This window comes from Gordonia sp. McavH-238-E (assembly GCF_022348225.1).
Taxonomy (GTDB): domain Bacteria; phylum Actinomycetota; class Actinomycetes; order Mycobacteriales; family Mycobacteriaceae; genus Gordonia; species Gordonia terrae.
In genome coordinates, this window is record NZ_JAKRFE010000005.1 from 194,990 (window position 1) to 218,894 (window position 23,905).

General features: G+C 70.1%; 20 protein-coding genes. 3 read left to right on the top strand and 17 right to left on the bottom strand.

Features of this window, described 5'->3' with window-relative positions:
* Positions 1-36 precede the first annotated feature (36 nt).
* Positions 37-984 (top strand): hypothetical protein, encoded by a 948-nt coding sequence (locus MHN80_RS08965; RefSeq protein WP_239401026.1) that lies wholly within the window; start codon positions 37-39, stop codon positions 982-984.
* A 125-nt stretch (positions 985-1,109) separates the two neighbouring features.
* On the opposite strand, the gene MHN80_RS08970 is transcribed toward MHN80_RS08965, so the two are convergent.
* Entirely contained in the window at positions 1,110-1,589 is a 480-nt protein-coding gene (locus MHN80_RS08970) for a hypothetical protein (RefSeq protein WP_004021215.1), read from the bottom strand.
* 281 nt (positions 1,590-1,870) lie between these two features.
* Here MHN80_RS08970 and MHN80_RS08975 point away from each other — a divergent pair, with 281 nt between their 5' ends.
* Positions 1,871-2,854 (top strand): asparaginase, encoded by a 984-nt coding sequence (locus tag MHN80_RS08975; protein ID WP_239401028.1) that lies wholly within the window; start codon positions 1,871-1,873, stop codon positions 2,852-2,854.
* A 56-nt stretch (positions 2,855-2,910) separates the two neighbouring features.
* Here the strand turns inward: MHN80_RS08975 and MHN80_RS08980 are convergent, their stop codons facing one another.
* Positions 2,911-4,485 (bottom strand): DNA polymerase IV, encoded by a 1,575-nt coding sequence (locus tag MHN80_RS08980; protein WP_374206321.1) that lies wholly within the window; start codon positions 4,483-4,485, stop codon positions 2,911-2,913.
* Positions 4,486-4,495: 10 nt separating this feature from the next.
* Positions 4,496-4,951 carry a nitroreductase/quinone reductase family protein gene (locus MHN80_RS08985; RefSeq protein WP_239401030.1) on the bottom strand — a complete coding sequence of 152 codons (456 nt, stop codon included), beginning with the start codon at positions 4,949-4,951 and terminating at the stop codon, positions 4,496-4,498.
* A 115-nt stretch (positions 4,952-5,066) separates the two neighbouring features.
* On the opposite strand from MHN80_RS08985, the gene MHN80_RS08990 reads away from it, so the two are divergent.
* Positions 5,067-5,759, top strand: a complete 693-nt coding sequence (locus tag MHN80_RS08990) for a TetR/AcrR family transcriptional regulator (protein ID WP_101819472.1) — start codon at positions 5,067-5,069, stop codon at positions 5,757-5,759.
* 27 nt (positions 5,760-5,786) lie between these two features.
* On the opposite strand, the gene MHN80_RS08995 is transcribed toward MHN80_RS08990, so the two are convergent.
* From MHN80_RS08995 to murD, 14 genes are all read right to left on the bottom strand, one after another.
* Positions 5,787-6,692: an RNA polymerase subunit sigma-24 gene (locus MHN80_RS08995; RefSeq protein WP_239401032.1), complete on the bottom strand. Its 906-nt coding sequence runs from the start codon at positions 6,690-6,692 to the stop codon at positions 5,787-5,789.
* A gap of 198 nt (positions 6,693-6,890) precedes the next feature.
* The gene (gene ileS, locus MHN80_RS09000) at positions 6,891-10,034 is read right to left on the bottom strand and encodes an isoleucine--tRNA ligase (protein WP_275447568.1); all 3,144 of its coding nucleotides are present in this window, start codon (positions 10,032-10,034) and stop codon (positions 6,891-6,893) included.
* A 356-nt stretch (positions 10,035-10,390) separates the two neighbouring features.
* Positions 10,391-11,251, bottom strand: coding sequence for a hypothetical protein (locus tag MHN80_RS09005; RefSeq protein WP_239401036.1), 861 nt, complete (start codon positions 11,249-11,251; stop codon positions 10,391-10,393).
* A 33-nt stretch (positions 11,252-11,284) separates the two neighbouring features.
* Positions 11,285-12,100 (bottom strand): DivIVA domain-containing protein, encoded by an 816-nt coding sequence (locus MHN80_RS09010; RefSeq protein WP_239401038.1) that lies wholly within the window; start codon positions 12,098-12,100, stop codon positions 11,285-11,287.
* Positions 12,101-12,422: 322 nt separating this feature from the next.
* Complete coding sequence (locus MHN80_RS09015; protein WP_004021225.1) at positions 12,423-12,764, bottom strand: YggT family protein; 342 nt, start codon at positions 12,762-12,764, stop codon at positions 12,423-12,425.
* Positions 12,765-12,820: 56 nt separating this feature from the next.
* Positions 12,821-13,540, bottom strand: coding sequence for a cell division protein SepF (locus MHN80_RS09020; protein ID WP_004021226.1), 720 nt, complete (start codon positions 13,538-13,540; stop codon positions 12,821-12,823).
* A gap of 113 nt (positions 13,541-13,653) precedes the next feature.
* Positions 13,654-14,421: a YggS family pyridoxal phosphate-dependent enzyme gene (locus tag MHN80_RS09025; protein ID WP_239401040.1), complete on the bottom strand. Its 768-nt coding sequence runs from the start codon at positions 14,419-14,421 to the stop codon at positions 13,654-13,656.
* 25 nt (positions 14,422-14,446) lie between these two features.
* A complete protein-coding gene (gene pgeF / locus MHN80_RS09030) occupies positions 14,447-15,217 on the bottom strand; it encodes a peptidoglycan editing factor PgeF (protein ID WP_239401042.1) in 771 nt (256 codons plus the stop codon).
* Between the two features lie 8 nt (positions 15,218-15,225).
* Positions 15,226-16,392 carry a cell division protein FtsZ gene (gene ftsZ, locus MHN80_RS09035; protein ID WP_004021229.1) on the bottom strand — a complete coding sequence of 389 codons (1,167 nt, stop codon included), beginning with the start codon at positions 16,390-16,392 and terminating at the stop codon, positions 15,226-15,228.
* A gap of 330 nt (positions 16,393-16,722) precedes the next feature.
* The gene (locus MHN80_RS09040; RefSeq protein ID WP_064571809.1) at positions 16,723-17,424 is read right to left on the bottom strand and encodes a cell division protein FtsQ/DivIB; all 702 of its coding nucleotides are present in this window, start codon (positions 17,422-17,424) and stop codon (positions 16,723-16,725) included.
* Positions 17,421-18,983, bottom strand: coding sequence for a UDP-N-acetylmuramate--L-alanine ligase (murC, locus tag MHN80_RS09045; protein ID WP_239401218.1), 1,563 nt, complete (start codon positions 18,981-18,983; stop codon positions 17,421-17,423). Before murC ends, MHN80_RS09040 begins: the two co-directional genes overlap by 4 nt.
* A 109-nt stretch (positions 18,984-19,092) precedes the next feature.
* Positions 19,093-20,280, bottom strand: coding sequence for an undecaprenyldiphospho-muramoylpentapeptide beta-N-acetylglucosaminyltransferase (gene murG / locus MHN80_RS09050; protein WP_308219769.1), 1,188 nt, complete (start codon positions 20,278-20,280; stop codon positions 19,093-19,095).
* Between the two features lie 101 nt (positions 20,281-20,381).
* The gene (gene ftsW / locus MHN80_RS09055; RefSeq protein WP_239401044.1) at positions 20,382-22,319 is read right to left on the bottom strand and encodes a putative lipid II flippase FtsW; all 1,938 of its coding nucleotides are present in this window, start codon (positions 22,317-22,319) and stop codon (positions 20,382-20,384) included.
* Positions 22,320-22,324: 5 nt separating this feature from the next.
* The gene (gene murD / locus MHN80_RS09060; RefSeq protein ID WP_239401046.1) at positions 22,325-23,890 is read right to left on the bottom strand and encodes a UDP-N-acetylmuramoyl-L-alanine--D-glutamate ligase; all 1,566 of its coding nucleotides are present in this window, start codon (positions 23,888-23,890) and stop codon (positions 22,325-22,327) included.
* Between the last annotated feature and the right edge of the window lie 15 nt (positions 23,891-23,905).

Here is a 23,905-nt window from a genome sequence, read left to right on the forward strand (position 1 = left end):
TCATTGTCCACGACCCGTCGAATACCCTGGCTACCCGTGTCCCCGCATCCCCGTCGCCTCCGGTCCGTCGTCTCGTCGATCGCAGCGGCGACCGCGCTGTCGGTCCTGGTCGCGGGATGCTCGTCGGATGCCGACGAGACGTCCGGCGATGCGCGGCCGAGCACGTCGGCGGGCTGCAGCGCGGACTCACCGTCCCGTGCCGCCGGTGCGGCACCGGTGCCGATCGCACCGGCGACGGTGACGATCGTCGACCCGGGCAACGGCGAGCGCCGCGTGCCCACCACCGCACCGGATGTCGCGACCGCCCAGTCGGTGACCCTCGTGACGACGTCGGAGGTCGCGTCGCCGGGCAGCGCGGACGCCCAGACCGTCGAGATGCCCCTCACGGCACGCTTCGGCTGTGCCGATCTCGCCGACCTCGAACTCGACCTCGGCTCGGTCACGTCCCCCGACACCACGTTGAACGACGCGATGGCGGCGATGGCCGGTGCGACGGCCGGGCTCACCCTCGGTCCGGGATACGCGCCGGTGTCGCTGCGTATCGCGCCGCCGGAGCAGGCGGGCGGCGAGGCGCGGCTCGCGGTCGAGCAGGCGCTGGTCTCGGCGTTCAACACCGCCGTGGTACTGCCGACCGAACCCGTCGCGGTCGGCGCGACGTGGCGCAGCGAACGGGTGATCGCGGCGGCCGCGACCGTCACCCAGACCATCGAGGCGCGACTCACCTCCTGGGACGGCAACCGGCTGACCATCGACTACACGGCCGACGAGACCCCGGTGAACTCGGTGTTCGCGATCCCCGGCGGTGGTGACAGCCTCACCATCAGCCGCTACAGCTACGCCGGCGAGGGCACGGTCACCGTCGATCTGACACGCGGGCTCCCGGTCTCCGGTGAGGCCACCTATCGCGGGGCCCGAGAGCTGGTCGGCGCGGACCCGGGCCGCCCGCTGCTCCAGCAGACCGGCCTGTCCGTCACCTGGCGCTGAATGCCGACGGCCCCGGCTCGCCGACATCGGTCGGCGATCCGGGGCCGCGGATCATGATCGGCGAGAGACGCGCCGGAAGGCACCGTCGGGGACGCCACCCCACTCGGTGGCGAGGCGGACGGAAGTCAGCTCGCGGGGGCGCACATGGCGCTCTCGACCTGATAGAGGCCGAGGAGGTTGCACACGGTCTCGTTCGAGAGCTTCCAGCGTCCGTCGTCGAAGACGATGGTCGACTCGGCGTTGGTCGGCGGGTTGCCTGCGGTCTCGATCCGGACCTTGACGCGGGCCTTGTTGGGGCCGGCGCTGATCACGGGGTTGACGAGCACCCAGTCGACGTCGGAGTTCTCGGCACGCGCCTTGACCAGCTCGTCGAAGATCGCCGGGTCCTTCTCCGATCCCTCGACGAGCTCGACCTTCTCGGCGCGCGGGATGTCCGGGTCGACCGCCTTGTCGACCAGCTCGTTGAGGGCCGCGATCGACGGCGGGTTGCTGCCGTCGGTGATCTCGGAGCCATCGCCGCCGGCGGCTGCGGTGTCGGTGCTGGTGAGCGTCGGTGCTGGTGGTGCGTCGGCGTCGTCACTCCCGCAGGCCGCGACGGTGGTCATCAACGCTGCCGCGATCATGGTCGCGCCCAGAAATTTCCGATACTTCAACGATCTCCCTCACTGTGTTCTCGGGCATGGGGTGCGCCGGTGGGCGCTACTCGTACCGCGATGCCGGACGTGTCTGCCGGGTACGACCCGGCGACGGCCCACACCACTATGCCAAACGACGAGCACTGTGGGTCCCCGGTACCGACGACACCCCCGACGGTCCGGCAGTCCGGGGCGGCGCCGAGCAGGCAACGCTTGACGGGCCGGTCGGGTTCCGGTGACCCTTGGGCACCATGACAGGCACCCCTCCCACCGGCACCCCCGCGATCGTGCTGATCAGCACCGGAGGCACCATCGCCGCCCACCGCACCGCCGACGGCGCGGTCCCCGCACTCGGTTCCGCCGAACTCCTGTCCGTCGCCGGCACAACCGACACGGGACCCGCGATCCGCACCGTCGATCTGATGTCGGTGGACAGCTCGGCGATGACGGTCGCCGACCAGTTCGCGGTGGTCCGCGCGATCGCCGACGCGCTCACCGACCCGGCGGTCCGCGGTGTGGTGGTCACACACGGAACCGACACGATGGAGGAGACGGCGTTCCTCGCCGACCTGTATGCCGCCGACGACCGGCCGGTCGTGTTCACCGGCGCGATGCTGCCGTCCGACTCCCCGGAGGCCGACGGTCCGGCGAACCTCGGCGCCGCGCTGGCCGCGGTCGTCGACCCGGCCGCGCGCGGTCGGGGCGTCCTCGTGGCCCTGGGCGGTCGGCTGCTACCCGCACGCGGTCTGTTCAAGGTGTCCACCACCGCCCTCGCTGCCTTCGACACCGTGCAGGCCGCCGGTCCCGCGAACGACCCGCCGCTCCCGCGACGGGTGCTGACGGAACCGGTGCCGGTCGGGCGGACGGCGCGGGTCGACGCCTTCACCCTCTACCCGGGCGTGTCGCCGGGTCTGATCGCCGCGTCCGTCGCCCAGAACGCCGCGGGGCTGGTCCTGGCGGCCACCGGGGCGGGCAACACCCACCCGGACATCACCGCGGAGGTGGCCCTCGCCGTGCAGCGCGGGGTGATCGTCGTCGTGACGAGCCGGGTCCCCTACGGCGAGGTGTCGGCGACCTACGGCGGGGGCGGCGGTGCCGTCGATCTGTGTCGGGCCGGCGCGATCGTGTCGCCATGGTTGCGCGCCCCGCAGGCTCGCATGGCCCTGATCGCCCTGGTGACCGCGGGCCACGATCGCGATGCGATCGCGGATTTCTTCGTCGGCCGACACCCCTGAGGAGCGCCGCCGGCATCGGTTCACAGCGGGTGCCACCCGTCGCCCGTACGCGCGGGTCAGTCGTCGTGCGGGAGATCCCACTCGAGGCTGTCGAGTGGGTTCGCCGGACGGAGCTCGGGGTCGTCGACGCCGAAGGTGCGGGTGCGTCCCGGCCCGCTCGTCCGCGTCTCGAACCGCACGGTGACGACTCCGTGTCCACTGCCCTGGACCCAGCCGTGTCCATGATCGGGATGGGTCACATCGGCGCCCGGCCCGAATCGTCCGACCGGCATCGAACTGCCACCCGGCGCGAATCGTGTGGGTGCGGACAGCGAGTCCGTCACCGGTGCGGCGAGCGCCGCGCCGACACCGTCGACCACCGGGTCGGCCGTCTCGGCGCCGACCTCCGGCAGAGGCACTGCAATCCGGTCCGCATCCGCGGCGTCGCCCTCGGCCGTGTCGTGGTGGGTGGTCTCGACATCGCCCGCCCCCTCCGCGAACACATCGTCGAACAAGGCATACTGCTGGACCGCGGTGAGGCCCGAGAAGCTCACGCCGACAAGACGAATGGCGCCGACCGACCGGGGGTCGAGGGCGAGTCGCTGCGCCGAGCGCTCGAGATCGTCGAAGTCGGTGGTGGCCGTGGCGGTGGTCGCCGAGCGCGTCAGTATCGACATGTCGGATCTCTTGAGCTTCAGCACCACGGTGCGCGCGCCCCGTCCGTCGGCGCGCAATCGGCGGTGTGCGTCGACGGCGGCCTTGCGGATGGCGGGACGGAGCGCATCCAGTTCGACGATGTCCTCGGCGAAGGTCGACTCGGCGCTGATCTGTTTCGCGGACGCACGTTCGGCGACGGGCCGGTCGTCGATGCCGTGCGCGAGACGGTGCAGGGCGGGCCCGACGGTACCGCCGAGGACGGAGGCGACCTCGACCGGCGACATCGCCGCGAGGTCCCCGATGGTCACGATGCCCAGGCGCGCCAGGCGATCACCCGACACCGGCCCGATGCCCCACAACTTGCGCACCGGGAGCGAATGCAGGAAGTCGAGCTGCCCCGACGGCGGGATCACCATCACCCCATCGGGTTTGGCCATACCCGAGGCGATCTTCGCCAGCTGCTTGCCACTCCCGAGTCCGACCGACGCGGCGAGTCCCACCTCGGACCGGATTCGGGCCCGGAGCAACTCGGCGAAATCGCGGGCCTCGTCGACCGTCGCCCCCACGAGCTCGGCCGGCTCGCCGAACGCCTCGTCGAACGACAGTGTCTCGATGATCGGAACCGCTTCGCGCACAATGCCGAAGACCCGTTTGCTGACCGTGCTGTACACCGAGCCGCGCGGCGGGATGACCACACCGGTCGGACCGATGAGCCGACGCGCCTGGTGCATCGGCATCGCCGACCCGGCACCGAACACGCGGGCCTCGTAGCTGGCCCCGGCGACCACCCCGCGTCCGCCGGACCCGCCGACGAGGACCGGCCGGCCGCGCAGAGTCGGCCGGGTGAGCTGTTCGACGGAGGCGAAGAACGCGTCCATGTCGAGGTGCATCACCCAGCGCGAGCTGCGTTCGGGCCCCTGTCCGCCCGCCGAGGTCCCGGGGTGCTCCGACACCACACCGCGACGTTGCGGCGGTTCGGACTCGGGACGTGACACCTCACCGAGTCTAGTGAGCAGCGGTGACGGTGAAGACGGGGATCAGTTCGGCGTGCGCAGCCAGTTCGTCGTCCGACGACGAGACCTCGAGACCCGCGGGCAGGAAGCGCGCGACCTCCCACCCCCAGCGCCGCAGATAGTCACGGATGACCGGCGGACGGAGCGCGGGGTCGACTTCGGTGAGGGCCACGACGGTCCGCCGCCGGCCGCGGCGCAGTTCGGCCGTCCCGGCCGCCCGCGCATTCCGCACCCACTGGGTGTCGCCGCGGACCGCGACCAGGTACTCCGCCCCGTCGAGTCGCAGCACGTTGACGGGCACCCGCTGCGGCGTGCCGGTCCGCCGGCCGACGACGGTGAGCGTCTGCGCCCCGGCCAGATCGACCCCGCGGTCCGCGAGCCAGCGGACAGCGCGGTTGACGACGGCGTCGAAGCCGCTCGGGGCCTTGTAGTGGGCAGTCGCGGTCATGTTCGGCCTTTCGTCGAGGTGTCAGGTTTCGAGAGCAGTGCTCTCGCTTTCAGTATGCAGACGCCACGCCCACAAATCAAGAGCACCGCTCTCGATTTGTGGCAGGATCATCGCCATGGCCACCGGACGAAGCCGCGCGGAGAACCGCGCGATGATGACCGACGAGATCCGTCGGTTGGGACGCGAACACCTGACCACCTACGGGGCCGCCGGGCTCTCCTTGCGCGCCATCGCCCGCGACATGGGCGTCGTCTCCTCCGCGGTGTACCGGTACGTCCCGAGCCGCGACGAGTTGCTGACCATGCTGCTGGTCGAGGCGTACACCGACGTCGCCGACGCGGTCGATGCCGCGGCCGACTCCGTCGATGCCGCCGACCGGCGCGAACGGCTCGCGGCCGCGGCCGCGGCGGCGAGAAGGTGGGCGCTCGCCGACCCCGCCCGATGGGCGCTGATCTACGGAAGTCCGGTGCCCGGTTACTCCGCCCCCGGTGATCGGACCATCGGTCCGGGTACTCGTATCCCCGTCCGGCTTCTCCGCGAGTGCGTCGCCGCCCATCACGAAGGCCTGCTGCGTCCCGACCTTCCTTCTCCGACAACAGACATCGCTGCCGACATGGACGCCATCCGCGACGAGTTCGACCTCGACACGCCGGCCGCGGTCCTGGCCGCGGCCACCACGCTGTGGGCGGTGCTCGTCGGCGCGATCAGCCTCGAGACATTCGGCCAGTACGGAGCCGACACCTTCGCACACCCCGAACAGCTGTTCCGGTTCCAGATCGAACAGACGCTGTCCGGACTGTTCGCCTGACGTGTCATTCCTCGAGCCGGCGGAAGGTCACCGGGTCACGGACCGGGGATGCTCGACCCCACCGAGCTTGTCGGGGTTGCGCATCACGTAGATGTCGGCGATCAGACCGTCGACGACGCGGAGGGTCAGGACGGTCTGCAACCGGCCGTCGAAGTGCAGGATCATTCCCGGCTGACTGTTGAACATCGCGAACTCGACGCGATAGTCGTCGAGCACCGCACCGATCCGGGCGAATCCGGACAGGACCTGCATGACCGCGGGCGCACCACACATGGGCCGGCGGACCGCCGTGGTCTTGCCGTCGCTGTCCGAGGTGAGCACCACGTCGGGTGTCATGAGGGTCAACAGGGTTCCGGCGTCACCAGATTCGGCCGCCGACAGGAATGCATCGACGATCTCCGCGGCGCGGGCACGGTCCACCGGATCGAAGCGGGGGCGCCGACGTTCGACGAGGGATCGGGCCCGTTCCGCGATCCGCTCCACGTCCCCCGACGTCGGCGACAGGATCGTGGCGATCGCGTCGGCGCCGAATCCGAACACCTCGCCCAGGACGTACACCGCGCGGGCCTCGGGCTCGAGTTCTTCGAGGACCACGAGCAGCGCGGTCGACACCGCCTCGGCGAGGACCCCATCGGCCATGGCGTCATCGTCCAACCGGATGGGCTCGGGCAGCCACGGCCCGACGTAACCGTCCGCGGCGCGTCGACGGACAGCCAGCGCATCCACCGCTCGCGGCACGACCAGCGCGGTGACATGCGTCCGGGCGTCCCCGGGCCCGACCTCCCCCGGGCCGGGCGGGCTCTGACACAAGCATTGCCGCACAACGTGTTCCGCATCGACGGCCGAGCCGAGGATCTCGTAGGCCACGGTGAACAGCAGCGGTCCGAGCGCAGCGTGGTGTGTCGTGCGGGGATCCACATCTGTGCCGGTCATCGAGTCGGCCCTCCTGCACGGGTCGGGCGGTGACGTCGGAAGGAGGTTCCGATGCCGCCGGGTCCGCGCCTTCCCCGGTCGCGGAAGTGACCACACGGTACGTGACGTTGCACCCCCTCGAAGGAAGTGCAGCAATCCCGTCCCGGATCACTCCGGCCGCCGGACCGAATCCAGCGGGCGCGGTTCACCCGGCTCGCATCAACCCGCCTTCACCACGTCGGCGGTCACGCCGTCACCGAGCTCGATGCTGCCGGCGTCGCCGTCGCCCGTGACGTCGAACCGCACCGCGAGCACTTCGCCCGCGATCAGATCGGCATGCGTCCGCGCCCAGTCCAGTCGCTCGGCGGGCACGACGAGCCGCACGGTGATCCGGTCGGAGACGTCGAGACCCAGGGTGCGCCGGGCATCCTGCAACTCGCGGACGCGGTCCTTCGCCCATCCCTCGGCCTCGAGTTCGGGCGTGACGGCGGTGTCCAGGACGACCAGACCGTTCCCGCCCGGCAGCTCCGCGGTCGAATCGGGCTCGACGGCCACGAGCCGGCGGCTGAACTCGCCCTCGCGCAGTTCGATGCCGTCGGCGACGACCACCTCGGAGCCGTCGGCACCCTCACTCACCGTCCAGTTGCCCGACTTCACCGCTTTGATCGCACGTTGGACGTCCTTGCCCAGACGCGGACCCGCGGCCCGGGCGTTCACCGCGATCTCGTACCGGCCGTATGCGCTGGCATCGGTGGCGAGCGTGACCGCCTTGACGTTCATCTCGTCCTTGATGAGGTCGACGAACGGTTCGAGTGCTTCCGCGGTGGACGAGGCCACCGTGAGTCCCGACAGCGGCAGGCGGACGCGCAGTTTGTTGGCCTTGCGCACACTCGACGCCGTCGAACACACCGCCTGGACCTGATCCATCGCCGTCACCAGGTCGGCGTCGGCCGGGAGTTCGTCGCCCGTCGGCCAGTCCGTCAGGTGTACCGACCGCTCGCCGGTGAGACCCCGCCAGATCGCCTCGGTGGCCAGCGGGAGCAGCGGTGAGGCGAGCCGGCAGGCCACCTCGAGCACGGTGTAGAGCGTGTCGAAGGCGTCGGTGTCCTCGTCCTGGCCCGCCCAGAAGCGCGCGCGGGACCGCCGCACGTACCAGTTGGTGAGCGACTCGACGAACTCGCGGAACGCATCACACGCCCCGGCGATGTCGTAGATGTCGAGGGCCTCGGTCATCGAGTCGCGGGTCGTCGCCAGCTTCGCGAGGATGTAGCGGTCCAGGACATGCTGTGAGTCCGTGCGCCACACCGCGGGTCGCTCGGCATAGAGCTGCAGGAAGCTGTAGGCGTTCCACAGTGGCAGCAGAGCCTGCCGGACGCCCTCGCGGATTCCCCGCTCCGTGACGACGAGGTTGCCGCCGCGCAGGATCGGTGAGGCCATCAGGAACCACCGCATCGCATCCGAGCCGTCGCGGTCGAAGACCTCGTTCACGTCGGGATAGTTGCGCTTCGACTTCGACATCTTCTGGCCGTCGTCCCCGAGCACGATCCCGTGCGCGGCAACCGTCTTGAACGCCGGGCGATCGAACAGCGCGGTGGCCAGCACGTGCAGCGTGTAGAACCAGCCGCGTGTCTGCCCGTTGTACTCGACGATGAAGTCGCCCGGGTTGTGTGCCGGCGCATTCGCGGAATCACCACCGTCGAACCAGTCCCGGTTCTCGAACGGGTAGTGCACCTGCGCGAAGGGCATCGAGCCCGACTCGAACCAGCAGTCGAGGACCTCGGGCACCCGCCGCATCGTCGACTTCCCGCTCGGGTCATCGGGATTCGGGCGCGTGAGGTCGTCGATGAACGGACGGTGCAGATTGTCCGGCCGCACCCCGAAGTCGCGTTCGAGGTCGTCGAGCGAACCGTAGACGTCGATCCGCGGGAACTCGGCGTCGTCGGACACCCAGACCGGTAGTGGCGCACCCCAATACCGGTTGCGGCTGATGTTCCAGTCGCGAGCACCCTCGAGCCACTTGCCGAACTGGCCGTCTCGGATGTGTTCGGGCACCCAAGTGATCTGCTTGTTCAGCTCCACCATTCGGTCGCGGAACTGCGTGACCGCCACGAACCACGAGGGCACCGCCATGTAGATGAGCGGCTGCCCCGACCGCCACGAGTGCGGGTAGGAGTGCTCGATGGTCTCGTGCCGCAGGATCCGCCCGGTGGACTTGAGGTCCTTGATGATCACCGGGTTGGCGTCGAACACCATGAGGCCCTCGTACGGCGGGACCTGCGAGGTGAAACGCCCACCCGGGTCGAGAGGCTGAACCACCTCGATGCCGTTGGCCGTCGCGAGGTCCATGTCCTCCTCACCGAAAGCCGGGGCGAGATGCACGACGCCGGTACCGCTCTCGGTGGTGACGTAGTCGCCGAGCAACACCCGATGCGCATTCGGATGCCCGGTGAAGAAGTCGAACGGCGGTGTGTACGACAGGTTCTCGAGTTCGGCCCCCCGATGCGTACCGACCACCTCGGGATCGGCCAGCTCTTTCCCGTACGCACCGAGCAACGCCTCGGCGAGCAGGTACTCCTGACCATCCGCGGCCCGGACGTGCACATAGGTGACATCGGGATTGACCGCGATCGCCAGGTTCGACGGCAGCGTCCACGGCGTCGTCGTCCAGATCAGCGCATTGACACCGTCGAGCGACGCGAGCGGACCGTCGGGTACCGAGAGCGGCATCGTGACGGTGACCGCCGGGTCCTGCCGCATGCGGTAGGCGTCGTCGAGCTTGGACTCCTGGTTCGACAGCGGCGTCTGCTCGTACCAGCTGTACGGCAGCACGCGGTAGCCCTGGTAGATGAGCCCCTTGTCGTAGAGGGCCTTGAATGCCCACATCACCGACTCCATGAAGTCGAGATCGAGGGTCTTGTAGTCGTTGTCGAAGTCGACCCAGCGCGCCTGGCGGGTCACGTAGTCCCGCCACTCCCCCGCGTAGCGCAGCACCGAGTCGCGGCAGTACTCGTTGAACTTGGCCATGCCCATCTTCTCGATCTCCGACTTGTCGGTGATCCCGAGCTGGCGTTCGGCTTCGAGTTCGGCGGGCAGACCGTGTGTGTCCCAGCCGAATCGGCGGTCCACCTTCTTGCCGCGCATGGTCTGGTACCGCGGTACCAGATCCTTGACGTAGCCCGTCAGCAGGTGGCCGTAGTGAGGCAGCCCGTTGGCGAAGGGCGGACCGTCGTAGAAGACGAACTCCTCGGCGTCGGCTCGATTGTCGATCGACGCGGCGAAGGTGGAATCGGTGTCCCAGTACTGCAGCACCCGCTGTTCCACGAACGGGAAGTCCGGGGCGCTGCGCCCGGTGCCCCCGGTCATGTCGACCTTCGGGTACACCCGAGCGTTCTGGGCGGGGTCGGTCGCGTCGCTCACGGCTGGTCTCCTCGTGCCTGGTGATGTCTCATCGGCACGGGGACGCATTCCGGAGGTCTGCGCGGTACCACCCCGCTTGCACCGGGGACCCGGCGCCACTCGTCGAACCGCCACGGCGAGTAGCCGGGGTGATCCTGCGGCTGTGACGGGCCACACCCGCCCGGTTCTACTGAGGACCCGAGGGTCCTGTTCTTCCGGGTGCTCCCCGGTGATGGCCGGATCGACGCGTGACCCAGTGTAGCGACGACCTGTCCGGTCGGGCCAACGGGTTCGACGGCACCCGCCACGCGCCCGCCACCGGGTCAGTCAGCAGGCGGATGCCAGTTCGGATCGAGCGGGTCGAAATCCGGGCGCCGACGGCGAGACCCGGAATCGTCGGGGCGTTCGGGATGCGTAGACCAGTCGTCCGGTCCGGCGGTGTCGCCGCCCGGCACGTCCTCGGGGACCCACCCCGACTGCGCCGGCTCGAACGGGCGCCGGCCCGATGGAGGTGACGTCGGGGGGCGCCCCCATCCCTGCGGCTGCCCGGGCCGAGGAGGCGATTGCGGTGGCGCGGACGGCGGCGGTCCGAACCGACCGGACTGCTGGGCAGGCGGGACCGTGCCCGGAGGCGGCGATGCGTAGCGCGGTGGAGTCGGCGGCCGCTGGAGGCCAGGAGATCCCCCCGGGGCGCGCACGTCGTCGGGTGCTGCGCTCGGTACGGGATTGTCCGCGCTCGGCGCGTCGGCGCCGACCGACCGCAGGTAGTCCGCCAGATTTCCCTCGCGACGTTCCGGCGCGGGGCGACCGGGGGGCACGGAACCCTCCGGAGCGGCCATCCCGGGTTCGAACGACCCCGGCCGGTAGGCGTCCGGACCGTCATCGACCAAATCCACGGCACCGGGCACGGGATACCGACCGGTGGGCGCATCCGCGGCCACATCGTCTGTCGGCTCGCGCTCGACATCGGAGTCGGCCGGGTCGCGACCAGCACCCGGGACCATGTCCTCGAGCGACCGACCCGCCTCGCCCTTGCGGCCGGCGAACACGTCCACCAGCAGGAATCCGAGGCCGACGAGACAGACCACGATGCAGGCCACGGCCAGCCACACGGTCCCGGTGATGAGGCCGAGGATGAGCAGCACGAACCCGAGAAGGGTCGCGGCCAGGGCCAAGGTCAGCACATCACCAGCCTAGTGCGCACCGAATGGTCCAGATCAGCTGGGCGAGTAGCTGCTGAATCCACCGTTACCCGGATCGTTCGAGAACGACTGATCGGGCCGACCACCCTCGACGGGAGCCGCACTGCCACGCTGCTGGAGTTCCTCGAGCTGCGATTCCAGGTAGGTCTTGAGACGCGTCCGGTACTCGCGCTCGAAGGTCTTGAGCTGTTCGATCCGACCCTCGAGAACACCGCGCTGCTGGTTGATCGTGCCCATGATCTCGCTGTGCTTGCGCTCGGCATCGCTCTGCAGCGCGTCCGCACGCTCCTGCGCTTGGCGCAGCTGCGCCTCCGATCGCGTCTGCGCGTCGGCCAGGATGGCCTCCGACCGCTGGCGGGCGTCGGCGAGCATGGCGTCGGACTTCGTCTGCGCCTCGGACACCATTGTGTCGGCCCGTGTCTGGGCGTCGGACAGCATCGCGTCGGCATCCGCGCGAGCGCTCCCGGTCAGACGGTCCGCGGTGTCCTGGGCCAGTGCGAGCACGCGGGCGGCGCGCACGTTGGCGTCGTCGTTGGTCGCCTGCGGGGTCGGCGTCGGCGCCGGGGCGGGAGGCTCGGGAGCCGCAGCGGGCTTGGCGAACATCTGGGTCCGGTCGTCTGCCGAGGAGCCGGCACCGGAGCGGGCATCGGCGAGCTCTCCCTCGAGCTCCTCGACGCGCTGCTTCAGGTCGGTGTTCTCCTCGATCAGCCGGGCGAGCTCGGCTTCGACGAAGTCGAGAAACTGATCGACCTCATCCTCGTTGTAACCGCGCTTACCGATGGGCGGTTTGCTGAACGCGACGTTGTGCACATCAGCTGGAGTCAGCCGCATGTCGGTTCCCCTCGTGTCTGGTGGTGAACTTGTGTTCAGTTGGCGGGCCGTCCAACCCGGGTCGCGCGACGATGGGTCGTTCGACCAATCCAGGTTGTCACTAACTATTCATACCAGTCAAAAATCGTAACTGGCGTCCAATCCTGTCACACGCGAACCGTTGGTCGCATCTCTTCGATGCACTGTCGAAATGAAACAGTCATCCGAAGATGACTTACAACGGTAGACCATTCCCCTATCGCGGGGTACCCGCGCGTCGCGGCGCGCGTGTCGACGAATGACGCTCCGCCGGGTGCGCGCCCGTTCGCGGGCGGGGCGGAGATCACGGACGGACGAGATGAGCGGCGATCGCCAGCGAGTCGGCCAGGGCGTCGGCACGCAGACCGTTCACGATGTTCATTCCGATGATCACGACGAGCATGACGATCATGAGCGACAGGTCGAGCCGGATGGGGCCGAGTGGAATCGGCGGGAGGACACGACGCAGGGCCTTGATCGGGGGGTCGGTCACGGTGAAGACCATCTCGATCACGACCACCGCGACGCCGGTCGGACGCCACTCACGGGCGAAGGTTCGGACCAGTTCGACGACCAGGCGGCCCAAGAGGAGCAACCAGAAGATCAGCAGGATGTAATACAAGACGCTCAACAGAATCGCAGCCACGCGTCAAGAGTGCCTGAACATGGCGCGCGGCGACGAACCGAGGTCCCCGACGCCGGTCAGGAGTGGTTGTAGAAACCCGTCTCGGCGATCTTGCGGCGGTCCTCCGGCGACACGTCGACGTCGGCGGGCGACAGCAGGAACACCTTCGTCGCGACCTTGTCGAACGACCCGCGGAGGGCGAACGCGAGACCCGCGGCGAAATCGACGAGTCGCTTGGCGTCGTCGTTGCTCATGTCGACGAGGTCCATGATGACCGGGTTGCCGTCACGGAACCGCTCACCGATGGTGCGCGCCTCGCTGTAGTCCGACGGCCGCAGGGTGGTGATCTTCTGCAGCGGGCTGTCGGCGAAGACGCGTTCCAGTTCGACGCGCGGGTCCGCGCCCATCGACCGCGGTGCAGCGGCGGCGCGCAGCGCGGCGCTCGACGAGCGCTGGAGGGGTTCGAGGCGCGCCGGCGCCCGCATCGGGCCGTCGCCGGATGCGCGGGGCGCGGCGTAGGCGAACTCCGCCGCATATTCCGGGGCGAGTTCGTAGCCGGCGTCGTAATGGCGGTCGGCCAGTTCGTCCCGGTAGGCCATCTCCTCGCGGTAACCCGCATCGCGGAACGAGGGCTCGTATCCGGGGTCGAAGGACGAGTCGCCGTAGTAGTCGTCACGGTAGGCACGCTCACGCGACCGCTCACGCAGCGGCGGGGCCGACTCCTCGAGGTAGTCGTCCTCGTACTCGCTGGGCGGCACCATGCCGAAGTAAGCCTTGAACTTCTGCATCGTGGTCATTGACGGCCTCTCTGGTAGTGCGACGCCGGTTGCTGCCGTGCCGGGTGGTGCATCTGTTGTCAGTGAGTTCTTTGCGCTTCTTGTGTCACTTGGTTCTGGTGTTACCAATGTGATTACTGAGAGACTAGCGGCCGCTCGCCCATGATCGCGGTTCCGACACGCACGCATGTCGAGCCCGCGGCAACCGCCGCTTCCATGTCTCCGGACATGCCTGCCGACAGTTCCGCGGCGTCGTCGAAGCGCACCCGGAACGCCTCGTGGACACGTGCCGTCTCGGCCATCCAGTGCGCGGGGTCGCCATGCAGCGGAGCGATGACCATCAGCCCGCGCAAGCGCAGCGAGTGCGCGGCGACGACCTGCTCGGCCAGACTCGTCAGGTCGGCTTCGACGACACCGCCGCGCTGCGGATCGCCGTCGAGGCTGACCTGGAGCAAGATGCCGAGTCGGTCGGCGCGTTCGCCGTCGTCGAGCGCCGCGGCAGCGGCACGTTCGAGTGCGTCGACGACCTTCGGACGGTCGACGGAGTGCACCGCGCGCGCCCACCGTGCGACCGACCGCGCCTTCTTGGACTGCACCGAACCGATCATGTCGAACACCGGGACATCGTCGGGGTCGGGCGACTCCCAGTCGCCCAGCTCCCAGTCCCGGAGCACACTGGCGACCTTCCGTCCGGCCTCGGGTTCGCGCGACTCCCCGAACGCACGCTCGCCCAGCTGCAACAACCTGCGCACGTCGTCCGCCGGAAAGAACTTCGTCACCACGAGCAGTTCGCACGAGCCCGCCGGGCGACCGGCGGACTCCACCGCCGCGTCGAGGCGACGACGCACTGCCGCCAGCCGGTCCCCCAGTTCGACGGTGCGCGCATAAGATGACCCGGTCATGTCCCCATCCTTCTCGCCACCGGGGTCATTCCCCGAGCGGCCCGCCCGCTCCGCTCCCGGGAGTCTCGGGGGTCTCGTGGGTCTCGTCGGTGTCCGGGTCCATCCAGATGACCGAGGCGAGCCGTCCGGTGGGCGCCCCGCGTCGGTGGCTGAACAGGCTCGGATCGGAGATCGTGCATCGCGGATCGACCGCGACACCGGCCACTCCCGCGTCCAACAACTGCCGCCGGAGACCGGCGCGCAGATCGAGGCCCGCGGTGCCCTTCTTGGTGCGCACGGCGCTGCCCGGCAGGTGCTTCTCGACATCGGCCTGCATCGCGGCGGGAACCTCGTAGTGGTCGCCGCTCGCAGCCGGACCGAGAAAAGCACCGATCGACCCGATCCGGGCCCCGAGGTCGACCATGGCACGCAGCGTGGCCGGCACGATGCCGATCCGGGCGCCGACACGTCCCGCATGGACCCCCGCGATCACACCGGCCTCGTCGTCGCTCAGGAGTACCGGGACGCAGTCGGCGGACAGCACCGCGAGGGCGAGCCCGGGTGTGGTGGTGACCAGCGCGTCGGTGACCGGCACCGGCTCGATGACCGGTTCGTCGACCACGGTGACGTTGCGGCTGTGGATCTGCTCCATCCACACCACCGACCCGGCCGGGACGCCGATCTGCTCGGCCAGCCGGATCCTGTTGGCCGCCACCGCTTCCGGATCGTCCCCTACGTGATCACCGAGATTGAACGAATCGTACGGAGACACCGAGACCCCGCCGGCACGGGTGGTGATGACACGACGCACCCGCATCCGGGGGCTCAGCGCTTCATGAACGACGGCACATCGACGTCGTCGTCATCGAGCCGCACGGTGTTCCGACGAGGCGGTTCCTGCTCCTGCTCGAACGGATCACCCGCACCCTTCGGCATGTCGCCGAACAGCGGATCGTTCTTCGGCGGCGAGTTCACGGCACCGGCCTGGCCCTGACCGACCGCGGAGCGTCCCGCGGCGGCGGGCACGTCGGCCCGCTTCTTCGGCGAACCGCCGTCGAAGCCGGCCGCGATGACCGTGACCCGCACCTCGTCGCCGAGGTTGTCGTCGATCACCGTGCCGAAGATGATGTTGGCGTCCTCGTGCGCAGCCTCCTGCACCTGGGTCGCGGCGTTGTGGATCTCGAACAGACCCAGGTCGCTGCCACCGGCGATCGAGATCAGCACACCACGGGCGCCCTCCATCGAGGCCTCGAGCAGCGGTGAGTTGATCGCGGACTCCGCGGCCTTGCGCGCCCGCTCCTCGCCACGAGCCGAACCGATGCCCATCAGCGCACTGCCGGCATCGCTCATGACGCCCTTGACGTCGGCGAAGTCGACGTTGATCAGGCCCGGCGTCGTGATGAGGTCGGTGATGCCCTGCACACCGTTGAGGAGCACCTCGTCGGCGCTGCGGAACGCGTCCATCAGGCTGACCTGCGCGTCGCCGAGCTGCAGCAGACGGTCGTTCGGGATGACGATGAGGGTGTCGCAGGACTCGCGCAGGGCGGTGATGCCCGCCTCGGCCTGTCCGCCGCGACGCTTGCCCTCGAAGGCGAACGGGCGGGTGACCACACCGACGGTGAGCGCGCCGAGCTTGCGCGCGATCGATGCGACCACGGGTGCGCCACCGGTACCGGTGCCGCCTCCCTCGCCCGCGGTCACGAAGACCATGTCGGCGCCCTTGAGGAGTTCCTCGATCTCGTCGCGTGCATCCTCGGCGGCACGGCGACCGACCTCGGGGTCGGCGCCCGCGCCGAGACCTCGGGTCGAGTCACGCCCGACGTCGAGCTTGACGTCGGCGTCGCTCATCAACAGCGCCTGGGCGTCGGTGTTGATCGCGATGAACTCGACTCCCTTGAGTCCCTGCTCGATCATCCGGTTGACGGCATTCACGCCGCCACCGCCGATGCCGACGACCTTGATGACGGCCAGGTAGTTGTGCGGTGGCGTCATGCGCTCGCCTTCCTTGTGTGGATCGACCTCGTGGTGAGTCGCGATCTCGTCGTGATGTGTCTGTGTGGACCGGCCGGTCCGCGTCCCGCTGGCGACAAACCCTAAACCTGAACCATAGATTTAGAGTTATGTCAAGTAACTCGTTGTGGTCATGACGCTAGGCATCGAGGGCGCCGGTATCCAGATCCGCCCTCGGCGTGTCGGGAAGTCGCACCCGAATTGCCCCGGAATCCGCGGCTTTTCACTCGTACTCGGGGGTCACCGCGCCGTCAGCGGCGGGTTCGCACGGCCACGCCGGCGAACCCGGGAACGCCCGGACCCGCCGGGCGGTCACCGATAGGCCGGGAATTCGGGGCTCGACACGTTGTACATCGTCGCCTTGCGGGTGAGCAGGTGCGTGAGCGTGCGGGCCTTCTCGGCGCCCCGGTCGCTGTCACCCCACACGACGGTGCGCTTCTCGGACAGGGTGAACTCGATGTCGACGGGCGAGGTCGCGGTCACCCGGATGACCTGCCGCGCCAGCGATTCGGGCAGTCCCGCCACCGCCGCGATGGTCTCCCGGGTGGTCGGGTCCGCCGGTCCCGGATTGGGGGTGACGAGTACCGGGAGCTTGAGCACCTCGGGCGGGACCCCCTGCGTGCGGTCGTAGTCGAGGAACGCGACACCGGATTTGTCGAGGACGTGGACGTCGTCGCCGTTGTTCACGATCACGACCGGCACCCGCTCGACGACGGTGATGGTCAGCGACGACGGATAGCTCCGTTGCACCCGCGCCGACTCGACCGACGGGATCGTGGCGACGCGCTGCGCCACCGCCCGGGTGTCGACCTGCAGCAGCGGGGTGCCCGACGGCACCGCGGCGACCCGCAGGATCTCGTCCGCGGGAATCGATCCGTTGTCCCGGACATCGGTGCCGCGCACCGACATCAGCGGGGTGAGATAGGCGATCAAGACCAGGCCGACCCCCATCGCGACGACCATGAGCGTGCCGAGCAGCACGCGGGACCGGCGGCGCTCCGGCCACCGGATCACGACACCCGCCCCGTCCGGTCGCCGGACTCCCCGGGTGCGTCGGCCGGAGATCCGGCCGGATCCGCGCCGTCGGCGGCGTCGCCGGTCGTCGACGCCGAGGCGAGCGCGGCGAGGATCTCCGGCCCCTGCATGGTGATGTCGCCCGCTCCCAGGGTGAGGACGACGTCGCCGGACCGCGCCAGCCGGGCGACCTGCGCGGCCAGCCGAGAGAGGTCCGGGGCGAACATGCCCGGCACCGTCAGCTTGTCCGAGATCGTGCGCCCGCTGACCCCGGGAATCGGGGCCTCGCGGGCCCCGTACACGTCGGCGACCACGACCGTGTCGGCGAGGTCCAGGGCGGCGGCGAAGTCGTCGGCGAATTCGACGGTGCGCGAATAGAGATGCGGCTGGAACACGGCGATGACCCGACCGCGCTCCGCGCCCGGCCCGCCGCGTGCGGAGACCATGTCCTGTGCCGCCGACAGCACGGCACGCACCTCGGTCGGATGATGGGCGTAGTCGTCGATGACCTCGACGCCGCCGCGCTGTCCCCGGAACTCGAAGCGCCGGTGGACGCCACCGAACGAACCGATCCCGGCCACGATGCCGTCGAACCGGTCCGAGATGTCGGTGGCCACCGCGCCGGCCGGCGTGCCGGTCCGAGCCGCACCGATGACCGCGGCGATCGCGTTGAGCGCCATGTGCTCTCCGGGGAGCGGAAGGGTCAGCCGACGGTCCTCCACGTCCGGGCACAACGGTGCGGTGAACCGGACCGTGGCCGCTCCGCCGACGCCGCGCGGCTCCCACGACAGCATGGTGGCGACGTTCGGGACGGTCGGCGCCAGCGCGGCGTGCGTCCCGCGTCCGTAACCGAGGACCTCGACCCCCCGCGCGGTGAGCGGCTCGGCGACGCGGCCGGCCAGCGCTGCCGACCCCGGGTCGTCGAGACACACGACGAGTGACCCGCCGGTCGTGATCCGCGCGGCGAACCGGTCGAACACCTCGACATAGGCCTCGATCGAACCGAAGAAGTCGAGATGGTCGGCGTCGATGTTGGTGACCACGACGACGTCGGGTGTGTACTCCAGCAACGAGCCGTCACTCTCGTCGGCCTCGGCGACGAAGATGGGGTCGCCGCCGTGGTGTGCGTTCGTCCCCGACTCGTTCAGCTCGCCGCCGATCGCGAACGACGGGTCGGTTCCGGCATGTTGCAGTGCGACGACGGCCATCGAGGTCGTCGACGTCTTGCCGTGGGTCCCCGCGATCAGCAGGCTGCGATAGCCCGCCATCAGCTGGGCCAGCACACGAGGGCGCAGGAGCACGGGGATGCCGCGTGAGCGTGCCGCGACGAGTTCGGGGTTGGTCTTGGGAATGGCGGCGTGGGTGGTCACCACGACCGACGGGCCGCCGGGGATCTGGTCGAGCGCTGACGGATCGTGCCCGACCTGGACGCGGGCGCCACGGGTGCGGAGTTCGAGGATGCCACGGCTGTTCTTGGCGTCCGACCCGGAGACCTGACCACCGCGGGCCAGCAGGATCCGGGCGAGTCCCGACATCCCGGCGCCGCCGATGCCCACCATGTGCACGCGACTCAACTGGTCGGGCAGCGCCCCCTGGGCCGACGCCGACACGTCGCTCTCCGTCGTGTGGTCCACCGTCTCGTCGCTCACCGTCTCGTGGCTCACCGTCTCATCGCTCACGCCGTGACCTCCCGCTCCGGCGCCCGGCACGGAAATCCTGCGCGAGTTCGATCGCCGCGGTGGCCACCGCCGAGGCGGCGTCCCGGTGTCCGGTGCCCGCTGCGGCGACCGACATCTCGTTCAGCCGCACCGAATCCGTCAGCAATGCCGGCACTTCGCGGGCAACCCACTCGGCGTCGACCGTCGAATCATCGACGAGCAGTCCCCCGCCCGCCTCCACGACGGGCAAGGCGTTCAACCGCTGCTCGCCGTTACCGTGCGGCAACGGGACGTAGATCGCGGGTAGTCCGGTCGCCGACACCTCGGCGACGGTCATCGCACCCGAGCGGCACATCACCAGATCGGCGGCCGCGTACGCGAGATCCATCCGCTTGAGGTATCCGACCGCACGGTACGGCGGCGCGCCGTCGACGACGGCGGGATCGATCGAGTTCTTGGGGCCGTAGGCATGCAACACGCCGATACCGGACCTGCCCAACGTCTCGGCCGCGCCCGACACCGCGTCGTTGAGTCGCTGCGCACCCTGCGAGCCGCCGAAGACGAGCAGCGTCGGCGCGTCGTCGTCGAGTCCGAAGTAGTGGCGCGCCTTCGCTCGCAGGGCCGGACGGTCGAGTTCGGCGAGCACACCGCGGACGGGGATGCCGACGACCGTCGCGTCGAGCCCGGAGCCGTCGACGGCAGCCAGGACGCGGTCGGCGAACCGGGCACCGACCTTGTTGGCGATGCCCGCCGAGGCATTGGCCTCGTGGATGACGATCGGGATCCTGTTGCGCCGCCGCAGGTGCATCTGTGCCGCCAGGTATGCGGGCACCGACACGTACCCACCGAAGCCGATGACCACGTCGGCATCCACGTCGTCGAGCACCCTGCGGGTGGCGGCCACCGAACCGAGCAGACGACCGGGGGTACGCGCCAGATCGAGGCCGGGCTTACGCGGCAACGGCACCGGCGGGATCAGCTGCAGGTCGTATCCGCGTTCCGGGACCAGATCGACTTCGAGGCCCCGCCTGGTGCCCAGGGCGGTGATGCGGGCGGTCGGATCGATGCGGCTGACCGCGTCGGCGACGGCGAGGGCGGGCTCGATGTGACCGGCCGTACCGCCGCCGGCGACGACCACCGACAACGGACGGCTCGTCGGCCGCCCGGTCGAATCAGCGTGTACTGCACCCGAACTCACCGGCGTCGTCACTCCATTTCAGCCTCTGGTCATGTCAGCCGGGCACCCATGCCCGACAGGTCGGGACGGTCGCACTCCGGCACCCGCGGGGACCGCACCGGTCACCGGCGACCCGCGCCACGGGCATTCGCTCCGCTCCCGGCGCCGCGGACATACGGCCCGCTCGCTCCGCCCCCGGCGCCGCGCGGATGTGGCCCGCTCGCTCCGCTCCCGGCGCCGCGGACATACGACCCGCTCGCTCCGCTCCCGGCGCCGCGCGCACTCCGCCCGCTCCCCCGATACCCGACACCGTAGTCGACGCCGCCGCGCGGAGTCGGCCCAGGTCGGGCCCGCCCCGTCGGACCGCCGGCACGGCCGGTGGCCGTCGATCGGGCGCCCCAGGTCGTCGTGCCGCCTCGAGGAGCCGACCGGCGCGCTCGCCCATCGTCATGCGGGGCCTGCTGCGTCGTCGCGGCGCGCTTCCACGGCAGCGGGAACCGCCGGCGGGCGCGACCCGCGTCGGCCGACGGCGCGCGTCCACTCGGTGGCCGGCGACGCGACGCCGGTCCTCGACCACCGTGGGCGGCTGCGGCCACGCGCGGCCCCCCGGCGCGACGCTGGTCCAGTCGGTCGCGCAGCGATTCCGCCCGCGTCTGCCGGTAGGCCACCGGCGTCGGGAGTCGCAACCACCGCGCGACGCGGCTCGGCGATCCGCCGGTGAGTGTCGCCACCGCTTCGGGTTCGTGTCTGGCCGCGTTGGCGAGCAACCCCAGCATCGCGAGCACGGTCAGTGTCGACGTGCCGCCCGCCGAGACCAGCGGCAACTGGATTCCGGTCACCGGCAGCAGTCCGATGACGTAGCCGATGTTGATGAAGGCCTGCGCGATGATCAGCACCGTTATGGTCGCCGACATCAGGCGCAGGAACGGATCGGTCGAACGGTGCGCGATCCGGAACCCGATGTAGGCGAGGACGACGAAGAGGAACACGACCATGAGGCCGCCGAGAAGCCCGAGCTCTTCGCCGATGATCGCGAAGATGAAGTCGTTGTGTGCGTTCGGCAGGTAGTTCCACTTGGCGCTCGACTGGCCGAGACCCACGCCGAAGACCCCGCCGTTCGCCAGTGCGTAGGTCGCCTGGCGGGCCTGATAGCCGGCGCCCTGCGGGTCGTCGACGTTGCCGAGGAAGCTCATCACACGCTGGGACCGGTACCCCTCGGCGAGGGCGAGGATCACGGCCAGCACGATGCCGGACACCGCGAACGAGGCGAAGACCTTGATCGGCAGACCCGCGAACCACAGCAGCGCACCGACGATGATCGCGATGGTGATGGTCGTCGAGAGGTTCGGTTCGAGGATGATCAGCAGGCAGACGAGCATGGCCACCGGGACGAGTGGCACCAGCAACTCGCGCAGCGAGGCGTTGTCGCGCCGGCGCGAGGCGAGCAGATGCGCGCCCCAGATGCACAGCGCGACCTTCACCAGCTCGGACGGCTGCACCGACAGGCCGTAGATGACGAACCAGCGGCGTGCGCCCTGACTGAGCGTGCCGACGCCGGGAATGAGGACCAGCGCCAGCAGCACGACCGCGACGAACATCGCGGGGGCGGCGAACCGGCGGAGCAGCCGTACCGGCACGCGCAGCATCAGGTAGAACACCACGAGGCCGAGCAGGGCGAAGATCACCTGGGTGGTGAACAGTCCATACGCCGACCCCTCTTTGGAGTAGCCCTCGACCGACGATGCCGAGAGAACCATCACCAGTCCGAATGCGGTGAGCAGGAACGACATCGTGAGGATGAGCTGGTACGACGCAAGAGGCCGGGCCAGCAGGTTGCGGATCGCGTCGAGGACGATCGCCGGGACCGACGCGGCGGTCGCGGCGGCCGCACCCGTGGACCGGCCCAGCGCCCCGCTCGTCGGCGAACTGCTGCCCGCCGCGCGCCCGGTACCCGGTCGATCGGCCTTGTCACCCGTGCCGGCGTCGACGTCCTCGACGCCGGCGGCACCGGATGTGTCGTCGGCGGGTTCGTCGTCCGGGGCCGGGGTCCGGCTGCCCATCGGACTCACCGTCCGGCGCGGGGCGAGCCGGCGATCCGGCGTGCGGCAGCGGCGAAGGCGTCCCCGCGCGCACCGTAACCGGCGAACATGTCCAACGAGGCCGCCGCGGGGGCGAGCAGCACGGCGTCGGGGGCGGGTGAGCTCGCGACGGCGAACGCCCAGGCCTCCTCGACGGCCCGGTCCATGACCGCGACCGACGCCGAGGAGCCCGAACCCGGGCGATCGGATGCTGAGGCTTGGGGACCAGCCTGTCCCGGACGATGCACGTTCACCGTGTCATCGTCTCCTGTGAATACTGTGACTGTTGGGACTTCTGGGGCGTGTCGCGCGATCGCCTCGATCACAAGGTCGCGGTCGCGCCCGATCGCGACCACGCCGACGAGCCGAGCTCGGACCGCGGTCAGCATCTCGTCCATCGACGCGCCCTTGAGCAGACCGCCCGCGATCAGCACGACCCGCTCGAAGGCAGCCACCGCGGCCTGCGCGGCATGCGGATTGGTGGCCTTCGAGTCGTCGACGAAGACCACCCCGTCCCGGGACGCGACGACCTCACCACGATGACCGGCCGGACGGAACGCCGCCAGCCCGGCCCGGATCGCGTCGGCTCCGATGCCGGCCGCGAGCGCCAGGGCCGAGGCGGCCAGGGCGTCGGCAACACCCGACGGCCCGGCCGGTCGCACCGCGTCGGCGTCGAACAGCCGGCCGGCGTCGAAGGCGCGATCGGTCAACCGGCCGTTCTCGACACCGAGCTGCCCGGGCTGCGGCTCGGACAGGGTGAAGCCGATGCGCCGGCCCGCGGCGGGCAGCCCGGACGCGACCGGATCGTCGAGGCCGACGACACCCACCGCACCGCGCAGGGCTCCCGCCTTCGCGAGCGCGTACGCGTCGAATGTTCCGTGCCAGTCGAGGTGGTCATCGGCGACGTTGAGCACCACCCCGGCATCCGGACGGACCGAGGGCGCCCAGTGCAGCTGGAACGACGACAACTCGGCGCAGAGCACATCCACTCGCGGATCGGCCTGCATCGCATCGAGCACCGGGAGACCGATGTTGCCGCAGGCAGCGCCTGCGCGACCCGCGGCCTCGACGATCCCGGCGAGCATCGAGGTGGTCGTCGTCTTGCCGTTGGTGCCGGTCACCACGAGCCAGGTGCGAGGTTCGCCGAGGAGTCCTGCTGCGTCGACGCGCCAGGCGAGTTCGACCTCGCCCCAGACCGGTACGCCGCTGTCGGTCGCCGCCCGCACCAGATGGTGTGTGGGCGCGAAGCCGGGCGAGACGATGACCACCGCGGCGGTCGCCATCCGTGCGGGGTCGGCGAGCAGATCCGCGACGGCAATCGGCTCGACCCCCCGCGAGGCCAGTTCCGCGACCCCGGGGACCGCACCGGCCGCGGTCTCTCGATCGGCCGGGGACGCATCGCGGCCGGCGAAGCGATCGTCGGCCAGAAGCACATCGGCGCCGAGCGTGACGAGGAATCGGGTGGCGGACAGACCGGCGGTCCCGGCGCCGCCGACCACCACGATCCGGCCGGCCAGCTCGCGCGGGTCGGGCCCCGAAGGCTCCGACCTCATCGGTTCCGGATCCCG

Excerpts from the sequence above, each read along its gene's own strand:
- MHN80_RS08970 (WP_004021215.1), bottom strand. The coding sequence starts at position 1,589 with ATGACCACCGTCGCGGCCTGCGGGAGTGACGACGCCGACGCACCACCA.
- MHN80_RS08975 (WP_239401028.1), top strand. The coding sequence starts at position 1,871 with ATGACAGGCACCCCTCCCACCGGCACCCCCGCGATCGTGCTGATCAGC.
- MHN80_RS08985 (WP_239401030.1), bottom strand. The coding sequence starts at position 4,951 with ATGACCGCGACTGCCCACTACAAGGCCCCGAGCGGCTTCGACGCCGTC.
- MHN80_RS08990 (WP_101819472.1), top strand. The coding sequence starts at position 5,067 with ATGGCCACCGGACGAAGCCGCGCGGAGAACCGCGCGATGATGACCGAC.
- MHN80_RS08995 (WP_239401032.1), bottom strand. The coding sequence starts at position 6,692 with ATGACCGGCACAGATGTGGATCCCCGCACGACACACCACGCTGCGCTC.
- ileS (WP_275447568.1), bottom strand. The coding sequence starts at position 10,034 with ATGACCGGGGGCACCGGGCGCAGCGCCCCGGACTTCCCGTTCGTGGAA.
- MHN80_RS09010 (WP_239401038.1), bottom strand. The coding sequence starts at position 12,100 with ATGCGGCTGACTCCAGCTGATGTGCACAACGTCGCGTTCAGCAAACCG.
- MHN80_RS09020 (WP_004021226.1), bottom strand. The coding sequence starts at position 13,540 with ATGACCACGATGCAGAAGTTCAAGGCTTACTTCGGCATGGTGCCGCCC.
- MHN80_RS09025 (WP_239401040.1), bottom strand. The coding sequence starts at position 14,421 with ATGACCGGGTCATCTTATGCGCGCACCGTCGAACTGGGGGACCGGCTG.
- pgeF (WP_239401042.1), bottom strand. The coding sequence starts at position 15,217 with ATGCGGGTGCGTCGTGTCATCACCACCCGTGCCGGCGGGGTCTCGGTG.
- ftsZ (WP_004021229.1), bottom strand. The coding sequence starts at position 16,392 with ATGACGCCACCGCACAACTACCTGGCCGTCATCAAGGTCGTCGGCATC.
- murC (WP_239401218.1), bottom strand. The coding sequence starts at position 18,983 with ATGGTGGGCATCGGCGGCGCCGGGATGTCGGGACTCGCCCGGATCCTG.
- ftsW (WP_239401044.1), bottom strand. The coding sequence starts at position 22,319 with ATGGGCAGCCGGACCCCGGCCCCGGACGACGAACCCGCCGACGACACA.
- murD (WP_239401046.1), bottom strand. The coding sequence starts at position 23,890 with ATGAGGTCGGAGCCTTCGGGGCCCGACCCGCGCGAGCTGGCCGGCCGG.